The organism is Micromonospora sp. AB353 (genome assembly GCF_049538395.1).
Classification (GTDB): domain Bacteria; phylum Actinomycetota; class Actinomycetes; order Mycobacteriales; family Micromonosporaceae; genus Micromonospora; species Micromonospora aurantiaca.
The window spans coordinates 90,260-109,711 of the sequence record NZ_JBMVFV010000006.1 but is presented as its reverse complement, the minus strand read 5'-3'; the positions used below and the strand labels follow the sequence as shown (position 1 = coordinate 109,711).

The window sequence follows — 19,452 nt, the reverse complement described above, 5'->3', positions numbered from 1 at the left end:
CGCGCGCCCGGGCCACAGGGCAGGATGGGCGGCATGAGCGAGCACGGTGGAGTGCCCGGCGGGGGCCTGGTGAAGGGCCTGGCGGTCACGTTGAAGACGATGACCCGCCGCTCGACCACCCAGCAGTACCCGGACGTCGAGCCTGAGCTGCCGCCCCGCTCCCGTGGCGTGATCGCGCTGCTGGAGGAGAACTGCACCGTCTGCATGCTCTGCGCCCGCGAGTGCCCGGACTGGTGCATCTACATCGACTCGCACAAGGAGGAGGTGGCGGTGCCCGGCGCCGCCCGCCCCCGCCAGCGCAACGTGCTCGACAAGTTCGACATCGACTTCTCGCTCTGCATGTACTGCGGCATCTGCGTCGAGGTCTGCCCGTTCGACGCGCTTTACTGGTCGCCCGAGTTCGAGTACGCCGAGTACGACATCAAGAACCTGCTGCACGACAAGGACCACCTGGGCGAGTGGATGGCCACCGTCCCGCCGCCGCCGGCCCACGACCCGCTCGGCGACCCGTCCAAGGAGGAGACCACCGCCGCCCGGAAGGCGGCGGGTCCGTCGGCCCGTCCGGCTCCTTCCCGGGTACGCCCCGACGCCGCCACCGATCCGGGCGGAGGCACCGCCTCATGACCGGTGCGGACGTCCTGCTGCTGGCGCTGGGCGCGGTGGCGGTGGGCGCGGGTGCGCTGGTGGTCGCCACCCGGCACCTGGTCCGGGCCGGGCTGTGGCTGGTGGTGTGCCTGGGCGCGCTGGCCGGTGACTACCTGGTGCTGACCGCCGAGCTGGTGGCCTGGGTGCAGGTGCTCATCTACGTCGGCGCGGTGGTGGTGCTGCTGCTGTTCGCGGTGATGCTGACCCGCGCGCCGATCGGCCCGTCGGACGACCTGGACCGGCCGGGCTGGGCGGCAGCGCTCGTCGGCGCGGGCAGCGGCCTGGGCCTGGCGGTGCTGCTGATCGACGCGTTCCGCTGGTCCCGGGTGGACCTGCCGGCCGCCGGTACCGCCGAACGCCTCGGCGAGCAGATGTTCCGTTCCTGGGTGCTGCCGTTCGAGGTGCTGTCGGTGCTGCTGCTGGCCGCGCTGGTCGGCGCGATCGTGCTGTCCCGCCCCGACATCGGCCGACCGGCCGACGACGAGGGCGGGCGCCGGTGAGGCCGGTCATCCCGTACGTCACCGCCGCGCTGCTGTTCGGCCTCGGCGTGTACGGCGTGCTGCGCCGCCGCAACGCCGTCCTGGTGCTGATGGCGGTGGAGCTGATGCTCAACGCGGTGAACCTGGTGCTGGTCACCGCCGACACCACAGTCAAGGCCGTGCTGCCGCACTCCGGGCAGGTGTTCGCGCTGTTCGTGATCGTGCTCGCCGCCGCCGAGATCGGTGTCGGGCTGGCCATCGTGCTGCAGCTCTACCGGCTGCGCGCCAGCGTCACAGTCGACGACGTCCCGCTGGCCGAGCCGGCACCGGCGGTCGCGGCGGCCCCGGGCGGGCTGCCGGCGCCGGAAGCGCCGGGCACGGAAGGAGCGGTCCGGTGAGCACGCCGACGCTGTGGCTCGCGGCGGTGCTGCCGGCGGCGCCGCTGGTCGCCGGGCTGCTCGGCCTGCTGCTGCCACCGGCCCCGCGTCAGGACCGGGCGACGGCCCGGCGGGCGGCGGTCGCGCTGGGCGTGGCCGGTGCCGCGGTGTCGCTGCTGGCCGCGCTGGCGCTGCTGGTCCGCGTGGACGCCCCGGTCGAGGCGTCCACCACCTGGGTCGATCTGGGCGGGCTGCGGGTCACGCTGGGACTGCGGCTGGACGGCGTGGCGGTGCTCGTCGCCACCGCCGTCGCGGCTGTCGCGCTGGCCGTGCAGGTCTACTCGATCGGCTACCTGCGCCGGGGCCCGCACGACGACGTGGACGTCGACCACCGCTACCCGCCGTACGCGGCGCAGTTGAGCCTCTTCACCGCCGCGATGCTCACCGTGGTGGTGTCGGGCGACCTGATCATGCTGCTGGTCGGATGGGAGGTGATGGGCGTCTGCTCGTACCTGCTCATCGCCCACGACCGGCGGCTGCCCGAGGCACCCGGCGCGGCGGTGAAGGCGTTCCTGGTCACCCGCGTGGGTGACGTCGGCTTCCTGCTCGGCATCGCGCTGCTCGGCGTGAACGCGGGCAGCTTCCGGATCGCCGACGTGCTGGCCCACGACTACGGCACCGGCACGCTCACCGCCGCCTGCCTGCTGCTGCTCGCCGGGGTGGCGGGCAAGAGCGCCCAGTTCCCGCTGCACACCTGGCTGCCGGACGCGATGGCCGGTCCCACGCCGGTGTCCGCGCTGATCCACGCCGCCACCATGGTCGCCGCCGGGGTGTACGCGGTGGCCCGCCTGTTCCCGCTGTTCGAGCGCGCACCGGCCGCGCTCGCCGTGCTGGGCGTGATGGCGTCGGTGACCATCCTGCTCGGCGCGTTCGCCGCCACCGCGCAGGACGACATCAAGCGCGTGCTCGCCTGGTCGACCGTGTCGCAGATCGGCTACATGACCGGCGCGCTGGCGGTCGGTGCCCCGGCTGCCGCGCTGTTCCACCTGCTCACCCACGCCGCGTTCAAGGCGCTGCTGTTCCTCGCCGCCGGTGCGGTGATCCACGCCGTCGGCACCACGCTGATGTCCCGGATGGGCGGCCTGCGTACCGCCATGCCCGTGACGTTCTGGTGCATGGTGGTCGGCCTGGGCGCGCTGGCCGGCGTACCCCCGCTCTCGGGTTTCTGGAGCAAGGACGGCGTGCTGGCCGCTGCCGAGGCGGCCGCGCTCGACGGCGCCGGGCCGACCGCCGCCTGGGTCGGCTGGCTGGTCTGGCTGGCCGGGCTGGTCGGCGTCGCGGTGACCGCCTGGTACGCGACCCGCCTGCTGCTGCGCACGTTCCTCGGCGCGACCCGCACGCCGCTGCTGCGCCCGCACGACCCGCCCGCGCTGCTGCGCTGGCCGGTGCTGCTGCTCACGGTCCCGGCCGCGCTGCTCGGCCTGGCCGCGTTCGCGCGGTGGTTCGCCGACCGGCTGCGCGTGCCCGGCGACGACACCGGCGAGGCGGTCGAGCTGGTGCACCTCGCACCGAACCTGATCCTGCCGTTCCTGTTGCTGCTCGCCGGGGCGGGCGTCGCCTGGGCGGGATGGCGCCGCGACCCGGCCGCCGACCCGGCCCGCTTCCTGGGTCCGCTGCGGCCGGTCTTCGCCCGCGCGTTCCGGCTCGACGACGTCCAGCACGCCCTCGTCGTACGCCCGGCGGGCGCGCTCGCGCGGGTCGTGCGTACCGGTGACGAACTGGGCGTGGACGGGCTGGTCGAGGGCACCGGCCGGACGGCGGTCGAGGTGGGCGGAGGCCTGGCCGCGCTGCACCGGGCGGCGCTGCCGCGCGCGGCGGCCGGGGTGCTCGCGGGCGCGCTGCTGATCGGCCTCGCGGTCGCGCTGATCGGAGTGACCTCATGACGTTCGGGCAGGTCCTGCTGGTCGCCGTGGTGGCGGTGCCGGCGCTCGGCGCGCTGGCCGCCGCCGTCGTGCCCGGTGACCGGGCCGGCCGGGTGGCCGGCACCGCTGCGGCCGCGCTGACTCTGCTGGCGACGCTGCCGCTGGTCGGCGGCGACCACGGCTGGTTCGGGTACGGGCCACGCCCGGCGGTGCAGCCGTGGCACCAGCTCGACCTGCAGTGGGTGCCCGGGCTCGACCTGCGCTTCCACCTGGGCGTGGACGGGATCTCCTGGCCGCTGGTGGTGCTGACCGCGCTGCTGACGTTGCTCTGCTGCGCGTACACGCTGTGGCGGGTGCCGCCCGGCGGCGGCAGCGGGCGGGCGCTGGTGGCGCTGCTGCTGGTGGTCGAGGTGGGCATCCTCGGCACGTTCCTCGCGCTCGACCTGGTGTTGTTCTTCCTGTTCTTCGAGGTCGTCCTGCTGCCGATGTACGCGGTCATCGCCGGCTGGGGTGGTGCGGACCGTCGCCGGGCGGCCCGCAAGTTCGCGCTCTACACGCTGTTCGGCTCGGTGCTGCTGCTCGTCGGCGTCTACGTGGTGGTGGCCGCCGCGGGCACCGCCGACCTGGTCGCGCTCACCGGCGGCGCCGGGCTGTCCCGGGGCACGCAGCTCGCCGCGTTCACGCTGCTGGCGCTCGCGTTCGCGGTGAAGAGCCCGCTCTGGCCGCTGCACTCGTGGCTGCCCGACGCGCACACCCAGGCGCCCACTGTCGGCAGCGTGATCCTCGCCGGGGTGCTGCTCAAGATGGGCACGTACGGGCTGATCCGGGTCGCCGTCGGGGTGGCCCCGGAGGGCGCCCGCTGGGCCGCGCCCGTGCTCGGCGTGCTCGCCGTCGCGGCCATCCTGATCGGTGGCCTGGTCTGCCTGGCGCAGGACGACCTGAAGCGGCTGATCGCGTACTCCAGCGTCGGGCACATGGGCTTCGTGCTGCTCGGGGTCGCCACGCTCACCGCCACCGGGATCCAGGCCGCGCTGATCGGCAACATCGCCCACGGCGTCATCACCGGCCTGCTGTTCTTCCTGGCCGGGGCGGTCAAGGACCGCGCGCACACCGGTTCGCTGGCCGAGCTGTCCGGGCTGCGGGAGACCGCGCCCCGGCTGGCCGGGCTGCTCGGGTTCGCGGCGGTGGCCTCGCTGGGGCTGCCCGGCCTGGCCGGGTTCTGGGGTGAGGCGTTCGCCGTGGTGGCCGCCGTGCAGCGGGGCGGCCCGCTCTGGCTGACCCTCGCCGTGCTGGCCGCGCTGGGTGGGGCGCTCACCGCCGCGTACTTCCTGCGGCTGCTGCGCCGGGTCACGCACGGGCGGCCCAGCCCGGCGGTGGCGGGGCTCGCACCCGGGCTGGCCGGGGCGGAACTGACCGCCTGGGCACCGCTGGTGCTGCTCGCGCTCGCGGTCGGCCTGGCCCCCGCGCTCGTGCTGTCGTACGCCTCCGGTCCGGTGGAGGCGCTGCTGGGGGTCGTCCCATGAGCCTGGTACAGAGCGTCGACAACGTGGCGATGCTGCCCGCGTACCTGGCCGCCGGCACGGCCGTGCTGGTGCTGCTGGTCGACCTGCTGGTGGCCCGGCCCGCCGTCACGGTCGCGGTGGCGACGCTCGGCGCGGCCGGCACCGCGGCTGGCGCGGCACTGGTCGGGGCGGCCGGTGAGCGGCGCACGTTCTGCGTCGGCGACGACTGCTCGTGGGTGTGGAACGGCCGGGCCGCCCTGGTCGGGGCCGTGATCGCCCTGCTCACGCTCGGCGTGCTGGCGCTGTCCGGTCCGCTGCTGCGCGCCGGGCGCACCCCCGTCGGCGAGTACTGCTTCCTGCTGGCCTGCGCGATGACAGGCGGCGTGGTGCTCGGCGCCGCCGGTGACCTGATCACGCTGATCGTGGCGCTGGAGACGCTGACGCTCCCGCTGTACGTACTGGTCGGCCTGCGCCGGGGCAGCCTCGCGGGCGCCGAGGCGGCGGTGACGTTCTTCGTGGTCAGCGTGGTCGCCACCACTGTGACGCTGCTCGGCGCGGCACTGCTCTACGCGGTCGCCGGCACGCTGCACCTGGACCGGCTCGGCGCCGCCCTGGCCGACCGCACCGACCTGACCGATCTGCCGCTGACCGGCGTCGCGGTGGCGCTCGTGGTGGCCGGGCTGGCGTTCAAGGTCGCCGCCGTGCCGTTCCACGCCTGGGCCCCCGCCACGTACGACGGCGCGCCGCTGCCGGTGGCCGCGTACCTGTCGACCGCCTCGAAGCTCGGTGGCGTGGTGGCGCTGCTGGCGGTGGTGCAGCGGGCACTGCCGGGTGACCTGACCGGCCCGGTGCTGGCGGCGCTGGCGGTGCTGACCATGACCGTCGGCAACCTGGTGGCGCTGCGCCAGCGGCGTACCGTGCGGTTGCTCGCCTGGTCCTCGGTGGCCCAGGCGGGGTACATCCTCGCGCCGCTGGGCGCGCTGGCGCTGGCAGCGGGCCGGACCGGTGACGCGCGGTCGGCCGCGTACGCCGCAGCCGTCGCGTACGCGATCTTCTTCGTGCTGCTGGAGCTTGCGGCGTTCGCCGCGGTGGTGGCGTTGCGCCCGGCGGACGGTGACGGCGGCACGCTGGCCGACCTGCGCGGCGCGGCGCGGCGGCACCCGTGGGTGGGTGGCGCGTTCGCGCTGGCGCTGATCGGGCTGGCCGGGTTGCCGCCGGGCCTGGCCGGCCTGTTCGCCAAGGTGACAGTGGTACGCGCGCTGCTGGCCGGGCACGCGGGATGGCTGGCGCTCGTGGTGGCGCTGAACGCGGTGATCGGCCTGGCGTACTACCTGCGGGTCACCGCCTCCCTCTACGCGACGCCGACCGGCGCGGCGACGGTCCGGCCCGCGCGGACCGTGGCGCTGGCGCTCGGCGTGGCCACGGTCGCCGCGGTGGTGATCGGTTTCGCACCGCAGCTCGTGCTGGACGTGGCGTCGCGCTGACCGGTTGCTGCCCGGATGGGCGACCGCTTCAGCCTGCGCACAGCAACATCCAGCCAACTTTCAGCCATGAGCCGGATGGTTGACGGGTACCGGTGTGTTGAACCGGTCAGCGGGCCTCCCGCAAGGGCCCGTGCACCGAAGGAGAGATCGTGCATCACAACCGTCTCAAGACCGCAGCGCTGCTCGGCCTGTTGACCTCGCTGATCCTCGCGATCGGCTACTGGTTCGGCGGTAGCGGCGGTCTCGTCATCGCCGTCGTCGTGTCGTTGCTGATGAACGGCGTCACCTACTTCTACTCCGACAAGCTCGCTCTGCGCTCGATGAAGGCGCAACCGGTCAGCGAGGCACAGTTCCCCGAGCTGTACCAGATGGTGCGGGAGCTCTCCACGCAGGCCGGGAAGCCGATGCCCCGGCTCTACGTGAGCCCGACCGCGCAGCCCAACGCGTTCGCCACCGGTCGTAACCCGGAGAACGCGGCGGTCTGCGTCACCCAGGGCATCGTGGAGATCCTGGACTACCGGGAGCTGCGCGGCGTGATCGGCCACGAGCTGTCCCACGTCTACAACCGGGACATCCTGATCTCCAGCGTGGCGGCCGGCCTGGCCGGCATCATCACCATGCTGGCGAACCTCGCCTGGTTCATCCCGCTGGGCTCCTCGGACGACGAGGACGGCCCGAACCCGGCCGTGCTGCTGCTCACGCTGATCCTCGGCCCGATCGCCGCCACGGTGATCCAGCTCGCGATCAGCCGGAGCCGGGAGTTCCAGGCCGACCAGTCCGGCGCCGAGCTGAGCCGCGACCCGCTGGCCCTGGCCAGCGCCCTCCGCAAGATCCACATGGGTACGCAGGCGCGTCCGCTGGCACCGCAGGGCCAGCTCGCCAGCACCGCGCACCTCATGATCGACAACCCGTTCAAGCGGGGCGGCGGCATCGCCGCGATGTTCGCCACCCACCCGCCGATGGAGCAGCGGGTGGCCCGCCTGGAGCAGATGGCCCGCAACTCCGGGCCGGTGCAGTTCCAGCGCTGACCCGCCGTACCGCCTGCCGCGCCCGCGTCACACGACGCGGGCGCGGTGGTGTGTCCGGGCACAATGCGTTTCCCCCGGTGATCCCGCGCCGTTAGGGTCGAAACGTCTCCCACCCATTACTCCGACGGAGGTCGATCGTGGCCGCACTGCGCCAGTACCAGGGCGTCTGGCGGATCCCCGGCGCGCCGATGCTGCTGATCCTCGGCATCATCGGCCGGCTCGGGATCGGCATGACCCCGCTGGCGCTGCTGCTCGTCGTCGAGCAGGTCACCGGCCGGTACTCGCTGGCCGCCGTCGCCGGCGGCATCTACGCGCTCTCCGGCGCCGCGCTCAGCCCGGTCGCCGGCCGGATCGCCGACCGGGTCGGACCCACTCCCGTCCTGCTGCTCACCGCGGTCGCCCACCCGCTCGCTCTGATCGGGCTGCTCGTCGCCACCCGCTCCGACAGCGGCAACCTCGGGCTGATCTACCTGGCCTCGGGCGTCGCCGGAGCCACGTACCCGCCGCTCACCGCCGCGATCCGGGGCGCCTGGAACGACCTCACCGCCCCCGCCACCGGCCGGGCGCACCTGCGCAACACCGCGCTCGCCGCCGAGACCACCCTGTTCGAGGTCGTGTTCGTGATCGGCCCGCTGCTGGTGGCCGGCTTCGTACTGCTCGCCGACGCCTCCGCCGCGCTCGTCGGCGCCGCGGTGGTCACCCTGGTCGGCACCGGCACCGTCGCGCTCGGCCGGGTCATGCGCGGCTGGCGTCCGCACCCGCGCGAGCACCACGCCCGGGGCCTCGGCCCGCTGCGGCTCGGCGGCTTCCCCGCGCTGCTGCTCTGCGTGGCGAGCCTCGGCATCGCGTTCGGCGCCTCCGGCGTCATCGTCCCGGCCTTCGCTGGGAACTCCGGCGCCGACGACCCGGAGAGCCTGGCCGGCGTGCTGCTCGCCGTCTGGGGCATCGGCAGCGCCATCGGCGGTTTCTGGTTCGGCGTACGCAAGCCCGCCGCCAACATGACACGCCAGTTCGCCTGGCTGCTCGGCACCGTCGCGGCCAGCTTCGCCGTCTTCGCGGTGATGCCCGGCCCGGCCGCGCTCGGCGTCGCGCTGGTGCTCGGCGGCGCGGCCATCGCCCCCGCGCTCACCCTGGAGAACACGCTCGTCGGGCGGATCACCCCGGCCGGCATGCTGAACGAGGCGTACACCTGGGTGGTGACCATGTCGGTGGCGGCGAGCGCCGCCGGCGGCTCGATCGCCGGCCTGATCATCGACCACGCCGGCGGCGTCTCCTGGGCGTTCGTCTTCGCCGGGGTGGCGGTCGCCGTCGGGGCCGCGGTCGCCGCGCTACCAGGCGGCCCGATCGCCCGGGCCGAGGCCACAGCGGTACGCGCCGAGCAGACGCTCGCCGCCTGACCGCTCACCCGCCCGCGGTCACCACCCGCTCCACCCCGGGCAGCTTCTCCACCGCGGCCCGGATCGGCGCCGGATCCTCACCGTGCGCCAGCAGCACCGACAGGACGACCCGGCCGTCGCCGTCCGGCCGAGCCGCGACGGTCCTGCCACCGCAACGCAGCCCGGTGTCCCCGCGCGCCTGCCCGATCCGGTAGTCGACCTCCCCGATCTGCGGCGAGCCGGTGCCCGGCCGGAACACGACGTCCAGCCGTACCGGAGGGTCGGCCTGACATGCGGCCGACGCCGTGGCGGACGGTGTGGCCGCGCCGCCGGCGGCCGGCATCGGCGCCGCCGGTCCGGACAGCGCCGCCATGGTCGCGGCGCCGCCGGTGACGGTCACCGCGGCCACCCCCGCCAGCACCGCGGCCCGCCGCCGGCTCCTGGCGCGCCCCCGTGCGCGCACCTCGGCCGCCGGGCGCAGCCGCAGCCCGGTCATGTCCTGCTCCAACTCCCGCAGAGCCTCACCAATGCGTGCCGACATCGACTTCCTCCTTGTCGTCGGTCAGTAGAACGGCGAGCGCGGCGCGGCCCCGGGACAGGTACGACTTGACAGTCCCCTCCGGCATGCCTGTGGTCCGGGCGATCTCCGCCACCGGCAGGTCGTGGAGGTGGTACAGGACGATCACCTGCCGTTGCGCGTCGGGCAGTCGCCGTAACGCCGCCAGCAACGCCACCCGGTCCGGGTTGGGCCCGGGCGCCGGAGTCTCCCGGCCCAGCCGGGCCCGCGCGGCGAACCAACGGCGCAGGCCGCGCCACCGGTTGGCCGTCAGGCGCCAGGCCACCGCCCGCACCCAGCCCTCCGGATCCTCGTACGCCCCGACTGCCGACCAGCGCTGCCAGGCCCGCGCGTACGCCTCCTGCGTCACGTCCTGGGCCTCGGCCAGGTCGCCGCAGAGGGCGTAGACGTGGTGCACGACCCGCCGCGCGGTCGCCGTGTAGAAGGCGTCGAAGTCCTCGGGGCCGTCCATGCCCACCTCCCGTGTCCGCTCTCACCACACGACACCCCGATGCGGCTCCGCCGGTTGCACCCGGATCAGGACGCTCCGGGTCGTACCCGATCCGGCCTTCACCCGGCCCTGCTGGTCGTGCGGACCGTCGTCTGTGGGCCGGGCTGCTCGGTCCCGGACGGCCGCGGCCAGGTGGTGCCGCTGCGGCAGAAGCTCCGCCACGAGCGTGAAGCGACCGGCCGACCCCGGCCGGGGCGAGTTGCAGGGCCAGCCAGGTCACCGCGACAAGAGCGAGTCCGTCGTACCGGTTGACCGAGGACCGGGCGGTAGGGGCGGAGCATCGCGGGGGTCATGGCTCCCACCCGACCTCATGCCCGGCCCGTACCCGAGGAAGTCGCCCGACGGCCGAAGAGGGCCGTGGCGTTCCGGCCCGCCGGTCGTGGCTGCACCGCGGTCTGTCGCGACGTCGCCGTCACGGTTGTGCGGGCCGGGTCGGTTCGCCGCCGTAGAGAGCTGCGAAGACGCGGTGCCGCAGGATCTCGTACTGCCGGCGGCATCGCCCAGGTGGGCCCGGCGGGCGTTGCTGGACCTGACCGCCGACGACGAGCTCCGGCGGCTGGAACTGGTCGGCCGTCAGATCGACCTCGCGGCCGTCGGCCAGTCGATTCCAGTAGTGGTAGCCGATCTTGGCGTCCCCGGCGAGGACCTCGCCCAGGATCAGCTCTCCGCCGAGCAGATCCTGAATGATCAGGGCGGTCACTCCGCATTGACCACGGGCCGGGTTGCCGGCGTGCCAATCCCGCACATCATGTGGGTCGCAGGTGTCCGCTCCCCAGCCGCTGCGTAGTACCGGCCGCAGCATCTCCAGGTCGATCACGAGCGGGACTGATTGCTGGGCGGGCTCTTCAGGCGTCATCCGGGAAGGGTCGGCCCTCGACCGGGTCGAGAGTCAAGAACATCCCCGCCAGCGGGCGCTCATCAAGTGATGCCCGGCACCGGCTTTATTCACGGTTGTCTGAGCGGGTGGTGCGGGGTCGCCGCCCGGCCGTCGGTCGCCACACAGCAGTGACGAACGACGACCAGTGGCGACGAAGCCCGCGAGGCCAGACGGCGTGACCGATGCCCTGACCTGCCAGGTGGTCGAGCCTTACCGGTAGTTGGTGAACTGGAGCGCCAGACCGAAGTCCTCGCCCTTGAGCAGGGTGATGACGGCCTGGAGGTCGTCCTTCTTCTTGCCGGTGACGCGGAGCTGGTCGCCCTGGATCTGCGCCTGCACGCCCTTCGGGCCCTCGTCGCGGATCTTCTTGCTGATCGCCTTGGCCTTGTCCGAGTCGATGCCCTGCACCACCTTGGCGTCGATCTTGAAGATCTTGCCCGACTGGCGGGGCTCGCCGGCGTCGAGCGACTTCAGCGAGATGTTCCGCTTGACCAACTTCTCCTTGAAGACGTCCAGCGCGGCCCGGACCCGCTCCTCGGTCTCCGCCTGGAGGCTGATCGCCTCCTCGCCCGACCAGGAGATCTCCGCGCCGGTGCCGCGGAAGTCGAACCGCGTCGCGAGCTCCTTCTCCGACTGGCGGACGGCGTTGTCGACCTCCTGCCGGTCGACCTTGCTCACGATGTCGAACGACGGGTTCGCTGCCATGCTTCTGCTCCTGCTGTCCGGCGGTCTGTCCTGGTCCGTCCCCCGCTGACCAGCGTGGGACCTCCTGACGGTACCCGGTTGCGGCAGTGCCGGGGGCAACCGCTATCCTTGCTTCCGCCGCCGCGTTGCGACGCGGTGGGGTGCCCTGGCGGGTTGCCCGAGCGGCCAATGGGAGCGGACTGTAAATCCGTCGCGAAAGCTACAGAGGTTCGAATCCTCTACCCGCCACCAGGTGCAGATGCGGCCCCTGACCAGCAGGAATGCTGATCGGGGGCCGTTGTCGTTCGTCTAGTCCTGGCCTCGCGGAATCGTGTGTGCAGGGATCGACTGAGAGCTACCGGCGTCGCCGGCCGGATCAGGACTCGGGCGGCGATCCGGCCCCCTGTCGGCGCCGGCGGCGTCAGGCCTGGGACCGAGGACGGTACGTCAGGAGCTACTCCACCAAGCACGCCGGCGACCGGCTACTGGCCGCAGGCGAGGTGCTGAGCGTTGACATTGACGGCGTGCGCTAGAAGGAGAGGGTGGAGTCGCCCGAATCGCCGCGCGTGGCCCGGCCCGAGCCCCATGTCACGGTTGGTTCCGTCCCCGCCGGTAGTCCGGTGCCGGAGCTGCGGCTCTGGGGCATCCGCCGGTCGATCGCCCTGGCGGTCGTGGCGGCCTTGCTGCTCGTCGGAGGGCTGGTCGTTGCGGCGTTCTGGTACGCCGCCTGGCCTGGTTTCGAGCGCGACGAAACCGTCACTGTGGCCACGCTGTTCGATCTCTTGAAACTTGTCTTCGCAGTCGTGGCGGGGATCGGCGGTGTCGCCGCCTTGGTGGTCGCCTACCGGCGGCAGCGGGTGGCGGAGCACACGAACGCGCTGGCCGAGTTCGCTCACCAGCTGGCGCACGCTGCTGATCTGCGCGCCGAGGTCAGCAAGGCTCTCGCCGAAGCGGCCGACGAGCGGGCAAAGGTCGAGAGCGACCGCAATGGGGTCCGGCTCTTCAACGAACGCTTCGCCAAGGCATCTGAGCAGCTCGGTTCGGAGAAGGGAGCCGTACGCCTGGCAGGTGTCTACGCCATGGCAGGCCTTGCTGACGACTGGCGGGAGGGGCGGCAGACGTGCATCGATGTCCTCTGCGCCTATATCCGCATGCCCTACACCCCGCCCCCGGACGCTCCGGGTGAGACGGCCGGGCAGGATGAGGATCAGGCGCCCGTAAGGGATGCGGACGATGTCCGAGCCGCCCGTGAGGAGCGGGAGGTTCGTCATACCGTTGTCCGCCTCGTTGGGCGGCACTTGAGCCTTGCCGAGGACGACGCGGCCTCCTGGTGCGGCTACGACGTCGACTTCACTGGTGCCGTCTTCGACGGCGGGGACTTGTCGGGGGCGAATTTCAGTGGCGGGGGCGTCTACTTCGACGGTGCGACGTTCGTCGGTGGGGACGTGTCCTTCGGCGGCGCGTCGTTCAGCGGCGGAAAGGTCTCCTTCGTCGGCGCGTCGTTCAGCGGCGGAAGAGTCTCCTTCAGCGGCGCCTCGTTCAGCGGCGGGCAGGTCTCCTTCTTCGGTGCGTCGTTCATCGGTGGGGAGGTGTTCTTCGGCCTCACGAGCTTCAGTGGCGGGGAGGTGCTCTTCGACCGGGCGACGTTCAGTGCTGGGAAGGTGTTCTTCGACAGGGTGACGGCCAGTGGCGGGAAGGCTGTCCATGTGACGTGGCCGAAGGGCGAGCAGGTGACCTTCGTGCAGCCGGCGTCCAGTGACGGGTCCGTCATCTTCAGCGGGGCGCGGTTCAGTGGTGGGGTGGTTTCTTTTGAGAGAACCACATTCAGCGGTGGGGAGGTGTTCTTCAACTACGTGACGTTCTGTGGTGGGAGAGTCTCCTTCCGTACGGCCAGATTCCAGGTTCCGCCGAGATTCGACGATGGGCTCATGGAGGATCCGCCGGACGGTCTGACCCTGCCGGAGAAGTGACGCCCCTGGACGTGGGCGATCAGTGGTGGCCCGCGGTCAAATGCCGCGCTTCGGCGAGAACGCGTGCATCGATGTCCGCTTCGGTCTCCTCGCCGTACTCCAGCGTGTCGTAGACGTCGTCGAGCATCACCAGCTCTTCCGCGAGCGGCGTGCCGTCGTGTCCGATCACCGAGTGGGCCCACCGTGCCAGCTCGCGCGCGGAGAGAGCGTCGGCGAGAAGCCTGGTCGCCATGACGCGTACGGCAGCGTCCTCACCCTCCTGACCGCCTTCGGGGAAGTAGGTCAGGCCGAGTTCGTCGAGGGTCGGTTCGAGCCACTGGATCAGTTCCTGACTGCCGGCCGCGGGTGAGACGCCGGCCAGGATTCGCAGCGACGGGCTGTCGACGCCTGCCACGAGGCAGTCGCAGGCAGCCTCGATTACCTCGGCTGCCGTGCCCTGGCGGATGCTCCAGAGGGCGGTGGCGTCCTGGAGGCGAGTGAGCGGGTCGTCGACGGGCACCGGCACATGGTCCGCCGCCGGAGCCGGACCGGTCATCCCGATATCGGCCACCGCCTGCCGTCCGGCGACAACCCGGCCCCGGGGCCCTGGCGGCCGTCTGGTGCACCCTGAGCTGTTCGGGCGTGAATGAGGGAATCATCCTCTGGCGTTCATGACAGGGGCAGGTATGGTGGTCAATGCCCGCGGGTCCGGTGGCGGTCCACCGGACGGATCGGCCAGGCGGAGCCGGCCGGGTGGCCCGGGGTTGGTGGGGTGGGGTTTCGCGTGACTTGATCCCCTTCGTGGGTGAAGGTGGGAATCCGCAGTGGACGAAGCGGCGGATGTCCCTTCACCCCCATGACCTGGCTGCGTGTCGTGGGTGGCCGGGCCGAACGGCGGAACCTGACAGCTACTCGGGCTGGGCGGGTCCTCTCCGCTTTTCTGCCCCTCGGGCTTGTGGCACGATCGGGAAACCTTCACCATCCCTGTGGCAATCTCCCGACAGGAGCAATCATGTCTGGTCGAACGCTGGGCCGGCTGCTTGGCTCGCTCCTCGTGCTCGCCGCCGTCGCAGGTGCCTTCGGCATCCTTCCCGGTACCGGTGCGGTGCAACTCGCCGACATCGTCTGGACGATGGACACCCCGCGCTGAATCATCGAGTCGTCCGCTAGCCGGCGGACGACGTCTCGGGTAGGAGGGGCATGGCAAGCCAGGGCCGACCTCGTAGGTCAACGGAACGTGCCTGGCTCGTCACCGCCCCTCTGGCGCTGCTGGCGGTGGTCTTCAGCACGTGCATCGCCCTGGTGGCGGACCACCCGTTCGGCAAGTGGCCGCTCGCCTTCGTGTTCTTCGTCGTCATGGCGGGGATCAGCTTCGCGGTGCTGAACGTCTACGTCCGGCGCCAGTCGGTGGGCGTGACGCTCACCGAGGTGCCACTGATCGTGGCGCTCTACTTCCTGCCCCCGTTGAGTGTCGTCCTGATCTACACGCTCTCGGTGCTGATCTGGAGCGCCTCGCATCGCTTCGGTGCGGCGAAGCTCTGGTTCAACGTCGCCAAGGCCGCCGCCGCCACCTCGCTGGCGAGCCTCGTACTCCTGGCACTGCCGCCGCTGAAGAACGTCGGGCCGGGCACCTGGGGCTCGCTGTTCCTCGCCGTCTGTGTGGTCACGCTGGTCAGCCTCGTGAGCGTGGTCGGCGTGCACGTGCTGCTCCAGGGCTGGCAGGCCGGGCGGGACGCGCTGCGCAGCATGCCGACGGCTCTGCTCACCGCCGGCATCAACGTGGCGATCGGCCTGCTCGTCCTGATCGCCCTGAAGACGACGTGGTGGTCGGCGCTGCTGCTCGCCGCCCTCTTCAGCGGCCTGGTCCTGGTCTACCGCTCCTACTCCCAGTTCTTCCGGCAGCACCGGACGCTGGCCGGGATGTACGAGCTGACCCGTCTCCTCGCCTCCGGCACCGAGCGGTCGCTCGCCGACATCCTGCTCGACCGGGTGCGCGCGCTGATGCAGGCCGAGTACGCGACGCTCTGGCTGCCCGCCCAGGGGCGGCATCCCGAGGTGCTGCTCACCGCCCGGGTGGACACGCCGGGCCTGCTGGACCTGGCGCCCACTCCGGCGAGCCTGCGCCAGCAGGTGCACAAGAAGGGTCGTACCCTCTCGATCGGCCGCTGGCTCGGCGGAGATCCGGCGTTGCGGCAGGCCGCGGGGGAGGAGCGGGTCAAGGACGCCATCGTCGTGCCGCTGCGCTCCGGCCAGGCCGTGATCGGCACGCTGGAGGTGACCAACCGGCTCAGCGACATCGGCCACTTCGCCCCCGGTGACATCCCCGTGTTCGAGACGGTCGCCGCGCACGCCGCGGTGGCGCTGGAGAACTCCCGCCTGGTCGACCGGCTGCGGCACGACGCCGACCACGACGCGCTCACCGGGCTGCCCAACCGGCGGCGCCTCACCTCGTCGGTGGCGGAGGCGGTCAAGATCCGCGCGCCGGGTGAGGTGGTGGCGCTGCTGCTCTTCGACGTCGACCGGCTCCGCCAGGTCAACGAGTCGCTGGGCCACGCCGCCGGTGACAAGGTGCTCATGGAGGTGGCCGAGCGGCTGCGGGCGTGCGCGCCCTCCTCGGCGCTCGTCGGCCGGGCCGGCGGGGACGAGTTCCTGGTGACGCTCCGGCTGGAGAGCACCGAGGCGGCCCTGGAGCTGGCGGCCCAGCTGCGGGAGCAGATCCGCGACGAGATGGTCTTCGACTCGCTGACCCTGGACGTCGACACTGTCGTCGGGGTGGCCGTCCACCCGGACCACGGCAGCGACGCGGTGGCGTTGCTGCAACGCGTCGACCTGGCGGCCACCGCGGCCAAGTCGGTGCCGGGCAGCGTGCAGCTCTACAGTCCGGCGCTGGAGTCCCGGTCGCTGCGCCGGCTCGGCCTCGCCGGCGACCTGCAACGGGCGCTGGACGAGGGCGAGCTGGAGGTCTACTTCCAACCCAAGGTCACGCTGCGGGACCGCCGCCTGGTGGGTGTGGAGTGCCTGGCCCGGTGGGAGCACCCGGCGCACGGCACTGTCGCCCCCGACGACTTCGTGGCGGTGGCCGAGCACACCGGCCAGCTCGGCCGGCTCACCGAGTTCGTGCTCCGGGAGAGCCTGCGGCGCAGCCGCGACTGGAGCCACGGCGAACAGCCGCTGTCCGTCGCGGTCAACCTCGCCGCGCGTACGCTCACCGACCAGCACTTCCCGGCGCTGGTACGCGACCTGCTGGCCGAGTACGGCGTACCGCCGCAGCGGCTGACGCTGGAGGTCACCGAGGCGGGTGTCCTGGACGGCACCGAACGTCCCATACCGACCCTGCGCAGCCTTCGTGACCTCGGTGTCCGGCTCTCGGTCGACGACTTCGGCACCGGTAACTCGTCGCTGGCGCAACTGCGTCGGCTGCCGGTGCACGAGGTGAAGGTGGACCGGTCGTTCGTGCAGGGCATGGCGACCGATCCGGGCGACCTGGCGATCGTCAACGCGGTGGTGACGCTGTCCCAGCAGTTCGGCCTGGCGGTGGTGGCCGAGGGCGTGGAGAGCGAGCTGACGCTGGAGCTGCTCCAGGACATCGGCTGCGAGATCGGCCAGGGTTTCCTGTTCAGCCGCCCTCTGCCGTACGAGCGGCTGGAGGCCTGGTTCGGCGCCCAGGTCGACCCGGAGACGGTGGTCGCGGGGGAGCTGCCGCGCCTGCGAGTGGTGCCCTGACCAGGGCGGACACGCACCCGGGGGATCCGATTTCACCTGCGCGACGCGGTCGTGTACTGTTTCCCCTGCGCGACACCCCCCGGGGTGATCGGGCAGGCCCCCTTAGCTCAGTCGGCAGAGCGTCTCCATGGTAAGGAGAAGGTCTACGGTTCGATTCCGTAAGGGGGCTCAGAGGGTCCGGCTGGACCCGCCACGGCGGTGTAGCTCAGATGGCAGAGCAAGCGGCTCATAATCGCTGTGTCGCCGGTTCAAGTCCGGCCACCGCTACTCTCGTCCTCCGGGCCCAGCCCGGTGGCCGGTGGGATGGGCGCCACAGGCGCCCACTTTGCATGTCCGCGTCGTCAGCGCGTACGCTGACACGCCGTAGTTGTTATCCGTGAGCGAGGAAGGCACTCCGCCGTGGCGAAGGCGACCGATGTCCGGCCGAAGATCACTTTGGCGTGTGTGGAGTGCAAGGAGCGCAACTACATCACGCGCAAGAACCGTCGTAACGACCCGGACCGCATCGAGCTGAAGAAGTTCTGCCCCCGGGACGGCAAGCACACCGTCCACCGCGAGACCCGCTGACCGCTGCCGGCGCAGCCGGTTCGCAGCAGCTTCTCGAACGCCGATCCACCTGACGGGTGGCCTCCGGGCCGCCCGACCGGGCGGATCGGCGTTCGTGTTTTCCGTGTAGGTTCGGCGGCATGTCCCTGGACCCGTCCTTCGTCGGCCGGACGTACCCGCCGACCGCCCCCTATCAGGTGGGCCGAGAAAAGATCCGCGAGTTCGCCACCGCCGTCGGTGCCACCGAACCGGCCCACCACGACCCCGAGGCGGCCCGGGCGCTGGGCCACCGCGACGTGGTGGCGCCCCCGACGTTCCCCGTGGTCGTCACGATGGCGGCGAACCGGCAGATCGTCGAGGATCCGGCGCTCGGCGTCGACTACAGCCGTGTGGTGCACGGCGACCAGCGGTTCGCGTACACCCGGCCGGTGGTGGCCGGGGACGAACTGGTGTGCGTGAACACCATCGAGGAGGTCACCACCCGGGGCGGGCACGGCTTCCTGACCACCCGCACGGACGTGAGCACCGTGGACGGTGAGCCGGTGGTCGCCGTGTGGTCCAAGATCGTCGTACGCGGAGAGGGCTGAGGACATGGAGCTGCCCACCCAGACGTTCCGGGTGACCCGCGCGGACCTGGTCCGCTACGCGGGCGCCTCGGGCGACTTCAACCCGATCCACTGGAGCGACCGCACCGCCACCGGCGTGGGCCTGCCGGGCGTCATCGCCCACGGCATGTTCACCATGGCGCTGGTCGGCCGGGCGGTGGCCGGTTGGGCCGGCGCACCGGACGCGGTGGTCGACTTCGGTGTCCGGTTCACCCGCCCGGTGGTCGTCCCGGACACCGACGAGGGCACCGAGATCGAGGTGTCCGCGGTGGTCAAGGAGGTCACCGATGCGGGTCTGACCAGGCTCGACATCACCGCCACCTGCCAGGGCGAGAAGGTGCTGTCGCAGGCTCGGGCTCTGATCCGCACGACGCGCTGAGGGTTCGTCCGACGCGCGAGGGGCAGACCGGTTGGGAAAGTCGCACGACTACCCGTACACTGGTCCGCCGTGGGGCAAGTGACCCCCGCTCGGCACAGCGTGTCCGGGTGGAGGTGAGTTGCCGCACAGGGGTGTAGCTCAATTGGCAGAGCAGCGGTCTCCAAAACCGCAGGCTGCAGGTTCAAGTCCTGTCACCCCTGCGCCTCAGGCCTGACCGTTCCGTGGGTCGCGCCACCCTCACCGGTGGCGTCCGGCCCGTGGTGGTGGCATCGGTGGGGTGGTTCCGAGGCGTTCGGGCCCTCCCGGCCGGTCCGCCGGCCGCGGCCCGTCGCGGGACGGTTGGTCCGGCCGGCGTGACCAACACGCCGCGCACGCCGCCCGGCGTGCGACCCCATACCCGCACGGAGGGCGAAGTGGCCGAGAGCAAGCGCCGCGGCGAGGACGACGGCGACGAGCGTCTGAACGACGACGCGACCGTCGACGACGTGGCCGACGACGACGCCACCGACGCGGACGAGCCGGTCTCCCGGGGCGGCACGGCGACCCGCAAGCGGGCGCAGGCCGAGCCGGCCGAGGGCCGGAAGACCCGCAAGGACACCGAGCGGATCGGGCTGTTCGCCCGCATCGCGCGGTTCTTCCGCGAGGTCGTGGCAGAGCTGCGTAAGGTCATCTGGCCGACCCGCAAGGAGCTGCTGACCTACACGGCCGTGGTGGTCACCTTCGTCGCGGTGATGCTGGCGATCGTGGCCGGCCTGGACTACGGCTTCGCCAAGGCGGTGCTGTGGGTCTTCGGCGAGCCCAGCTGACCA

General features: G+C 72.1%; 20 protein-coding genes and 4 tRNA genes. 19 read left to right on the top strand and 5 right to left on the bottom strand.

Going from position 1 to position 19,452, the window contains the following annotated elements; translation table 11 throughout:
• Nucleotides 1-33 precede the first annotated feature (33 nt).
• The 8 genes from ACPCK6_RS05220 (at nt 34) to ACPCK6_RS05185 (ending at nt 8,834) form a co-directional block, all read left to right on the top strand.
• Entirely contained in the window at nt 34-624 is a 591-nt protein-coding gene (locus tag ACPCK6_RS05220) for a NuoI/complex I 23 kDa subunit family protein (RefSeq protein WP_013473729.1), read from the top strand.
• Nucleotides 621-1,145 (top strand): NADH-quinone oxidoreductase subunit J family protein, encoded by a 525-nt coding sequence (locus ACPCK6_RS05215; RefSeq protein WP_396881082.1) that lies wholly within the window; start codon nt 621-623, stop codon nt 1,143-1,145. The genes ACPCK6_RS05220 and ACPCK6_RS05215 overlap by 4 nt, the downstream gene beginning before the upstream one ends.
• Entirely contained in the window at nt 1,142-1,522 is a 381-nt protein-coding gene (gene nuoK, locus ACPCK6_RS05210; RefSeq protein WP_396881083.1) for an NADH-quinone oxidoreductase subunit NuoK, read from the top strand. The genes ACPCK6_RS05215 and nuoK overlap by 4 nt, the downstream gene beginning before the upstream one ends.
• Nucleotides 1,519-3,444, top strand: coding sequence for an NADH-quinone oxidoreductase subunit 5 family protein (locus ACPCK6_RS05205; protein WP_423480468.1), 1,926 nt, complete (start codon nt 1,519-1,521; stop codon nt 3,442-3,444). Before nuoK ends, ACPCK6_RS05205 begins: the two co-directional genes overlap by 4 nt.
• Nucleotides 3,441-4,946 (top strand): complex I subunit 4 family protein, encoded by a 1,506-nt coding sequence (locus ACPCK6_RS05200; RefSeq protein WP_423480467.1) that lies wholly within the window; start codon nt 3,441-3,443, stop codon nt 4,944-4,946. Before ACPCK6_RS05205 ends, ACPCK6_RS05200 begins: the two co-directional genes overlap by 4 nt.
• Nucleotides 4,943-6,409 carry an NADH-quinone oxidoreductase subunit N gene (locus tag ACPCK6_RS05195; RefSeq protein ID WP_423480466.1) on the top strand — a complete coding sequence of 489 codons (1,467 nt, stop codon included), beginning with the start codon at nt 4,943-4,945 and terminating at the stop codon, nt 6,407-6,409. The genes ACPCK6_RS05200 and ACPCK6_RS05195 overlap by 4 nt, the downstream gene beginning before the upstream one ends.
• Nucleotides 6,410-6,558: 149 nt before the next feature.
• Complete coding sequence (gene htpX / locus ACPCK6_RS05190; protein ID WP_194801442.1) at nt 6,559-7,437, top strand: zinc metalloprotease HtpX; 879 nt, start codon at nt 6,559-6,561, stop codon at nt 7,435-7,437.
• Nucleotides 7,438-7,574: 137 nt separating this feature from the next.
• Nucleotides 7,575-8,834: an MFS transporter gene (locus tag ACPCK6_RS05185; RefSeq protein WP_396881087.1), complete on the top strand. Its 1,260-nt coding sequence runs from the start codon at nt 7,575-7,577 to the stop codon at nt 8,832-8,834.
• Between the two features lie 4 nt (nt 8,835-8,838).
• Here the strand turns inward: ACPCK6_RS05185 and ACPCK6_RS05180 are convergent, their stop codons facing one another.
• The 4 genes from ACPCK6_RS05180 to ACPCK6_RS05165 form a co-directional block, all read right to left on the bottom strand.
• A complete protein-coding gene (locus tag ACPCK6_RS05180) occupies nt 8,839-9,354 on the bottom strand; it encodes a hypothetical protein (RefSeq protein WP_423480465.1) in 516 nt (171 codons plus the stop codon).
• Nucleotides 9,335-9,841: a SigE family RNA polymerase sigma factor gene (locus tag ACPCK6_RS05175; RefSeq protein WP_423480464.1), complete on the bottom strand. Its 507-nt coding sequence runs from the start codon at nt 9,839-9,841 to the stop codon at nt 9,335-9,337. The genes ACPCK6_RS05180 and ACPCK6_RS05175 overlap by 20 nt, the downstream gene beginning before the upstream one ends.
• Before the next feature lie 451 nt (nt 9,842-10,292).
• A complete protein-coding gene (locus ACPCK6_RS05170) occupies nt 10,293-10,736 on the bottom strand; it encodes a YunG family protein (RefSeq protein ID WP_423480463.1) in 444 nt (147 codons plus the stop codon).
• Between the two features lie 231 nt (nt 10,737-10,967).
• Nucleotides 10,968-11,462, bottom strand: coding sequence for a YajQ family cyclic di-GMP-binding protein (locus ACPCK6_RS05165; RefSeq protein ID WP_128137601.1), 495 nt, complete (start codon nt 11,460-11,462; stop codon nt 10,968-10,970).
• 147 nt (nt 11,463-11,609) lie between these two features.
• Between ACPCK6_RS05165 and ACPCK6_RS05160 the strand changes: the two genes are divergently transcribed.
• Nucleotides 11,610-11,693, top strand: a tRNA-Tyr gene (locus tag ACPCK6_RS05160).
• Between the two features lie 368 nt (nt 11,694-12,061).
• On the top strand, nt 12,062-13,411 hold the full coding sequence (locus tag ACPCK6_RS05155; RefSeq protein ID WP_423480462.1) for a pentapeptide repeat-containing protein: 1,350 nt from the start codon (nt 12,062-12,064) through the stop codon (nt 13,409-13,411).
• A 19-nt stretch (nt 13,412-13,430) separates the two neighbouring features.
• On the opposite strand, the gene ACPCK6_RS05150 is transcribed toward ACPCK6_RS05155, so the two are convergent.
• Nucleotides 13,431-13,910: a hypothetical protein gene (locus tag ACPCK6_RS05150; protein WP_423480461.1), complete on the bottom strand. Its 480-nt coding sequence runs from the start codon at nt 13,908-13,910 to the stop codon at nt 13,431-13,433.
• A 492-nt stretch (nt 13,911-14,402) separates the two neighbouring features.
• On the opposite strand from ACPCK6_RS05150, the gene ACPCK6_RS05145 reads away from it, so the two are divergent.
• The 9 genes from ACPCK6_RS05145 to secE all read left to right on the top strand — a co-directional run bounded on the left by ACPCK6_RS05145 (nt 14,403) and on the right by secE (nt 19,449).
• Nucleotides 14,403-14,540, top strand: a complete 138-nt coding sequence (locus ACPCK6_RS05145) for a hypothetical protein (RefSeq protein ID WP_175438858.1) — start codon at nt 14,403-14,405, stop codon at nt 14,538-14,540.
• A gap of 50 nt (nt 14,541-14,590) precedes the next feature.
• Entirely contained in the window at nt 14,591-17,113 is a 2,523-nt protein-coding gene (locus ACPCK6_RS05140) for a putative bifunctional diguanylate cyclase/phosphodiesterase (RefSeq protein ID WP_396883402.1), read from the top strand.
• A 96-nt stretch (nt 17,114-17,209) separates the two neighbouring features.
• Nucleotides 17,210-17,282 (top strand) — tRNA-Thr (locus ACPCK6_RS05135).
• Nucleotides 17,283-17,307: 25 nt separating this feature from the next.
• Nucleotides 17,308-17,380, top strand: a tRNA-Met gene (locus ACPCK6_RS05130).
• 132 nt (nt 17,381-17,512) lie between these two features.
• Nucleotides 17,513-17,680: a 50S ribosomal protein L33 gene (gene rpmG, locus ACPCK6_RS05125; protein WP_013288652.1), complete on the top strand. Its 168-nt coding sequence runs from the start codon at nt 17,513-17,515 to the stop codon at nt 17,678-17,680.
• A gap of 119 nt (nt 17,681-17,799) precedes the next feature.
• Nucleotides 17,800-18,246, top strand: a complete 447-nt coding sequence (locus ACPCK6_RS05120; RefSeq protein WP_135242083.1) for an FAS1-like dehydratase domain-containing protein — start codon at nt 17,800-17,802, stop codon at nt 18,244-18,246.
• A 4-nt stretch (nt 18,247-18,250) separates the two neighbouring features.
• Nucleotides 18,251-18,643, top strand: a complete 393-nt coding sequence (locus ACPCK6_RS05115; protein WP_396883401.1) for a MaoC family dehydratase — start codon at nt 18,251-18,253, stop codon at nt 18,641-18,643.
• Between the two features lie 127 nt (nt 18,644-18,770).
• A tRNA-Trp gene (locus ACPCK6_RS05110) sits at nt 18,771-18,843 on the top strand.
• A 213-nt stretch (nt 18,844-19,056) separates the two neighbouring features.
• Nucleotides 19,057-19,449, top strand: coding sequence for a preprotein translocase subunit SecE (gene secE / locus ACPCK6_RS05105; RefSeq protein ID WP_269697666.1), 393 nt, complete (start codon nt 19,057-19,059; stop codon nt 19,447-19,449).
• Nucleotides 19,450-19,452 lie beyond the last annotated feature (3 nt).

Bases quoted from the DNA above. Each gene is read 5' to 3' on its own strand.
- ACPCK6_RS05180 (WP_423480465.1), bottom strand. From the start codon at position 9,354: ATGTCGGCACGCATTGGTGAGGCTCTGCGGGAGTTGGAGCAGGACATG.
- ACPCK6_RS05175 (WP_423480464.1), bottom strand. From the start codon at position 9,841: ATGGACGGCCCCGAGGACTTCGACGCCTTCTACACGGCGACCGCGCGG.
- ACPCK6_RS05220 (WP_013473729.1), top strand. From the start codon at position 34: ATGAGCGAGCACGGTGGAGTGCCCGGCGGGGGCCTGGTGAAGGGCCTG.
- ACPCK6_RS05115 (WP_396883401.1), top strand. From the start codon at position 18,251: ATGGAGCTGCCCACCCAGACGTTCCGGGTGACCCGCGCGGACCTGGTC.
- ACPCK6_RS05145 (WP_175438858.1), top strand. From the start codon at position 14,403: ATGTCTGGTCGAACGCTGGGCCGGCTGCTTGGCTCGCTCCTCGTGCTC.
- ACPCK6_RS05195 (WP_423480466.1), top strand. From the start codon at position 4,943: ATGAGCCTGGTACAGAGCGTCGACAACGTGGCGATGCTGCCCGCGTAC.
- ACPCK6_RS05170 (WP_423480463.1), bottom strand. From the start codon at position 10,736: ATGACGCCTGAAGAGCCCGCCCAGCAATCAGTCCCGCTCGTGATCGAC.
- ACPCK6_RS05120 (WP_135242083.1), top strand. From the start codon at position 17,800: ATGTCCCTGGACCCGTCCTTCGTCGGCCGGACGTACCCGCCGACCGCC.
- ACPCK6_RS05200 (WP_423480467.1), top strand. From the start codon at position 3,441: ATGACGTTCGGGCAGGTCCTGCTGGTCGCCGTGGTGGCGGTGCCGGCG.
- ACPCK6_RS05165 (WP_128137601.1), bottom strand. From the start codon at position 11,462: ATGGCAGCGAACCCGTCGTTCGACATCGTGAGCAAGGTCGACCGGCAG.
- ACPCK6_RS05215 (WP_396881082.1), top strand. From the start codon at position 621: ATGACCGGTGCGGACGTCCTGCTGCTGGCGCTGGGCGCGGTGGCGGTG.
- ACPCK6_RS05140 (WP_396883402.1), top strand. From the start codon at position 14,591: ATGGCAAGCCAGGGCCGACCTCGTAGGTCAACGGAACGTGCCTGGCTC.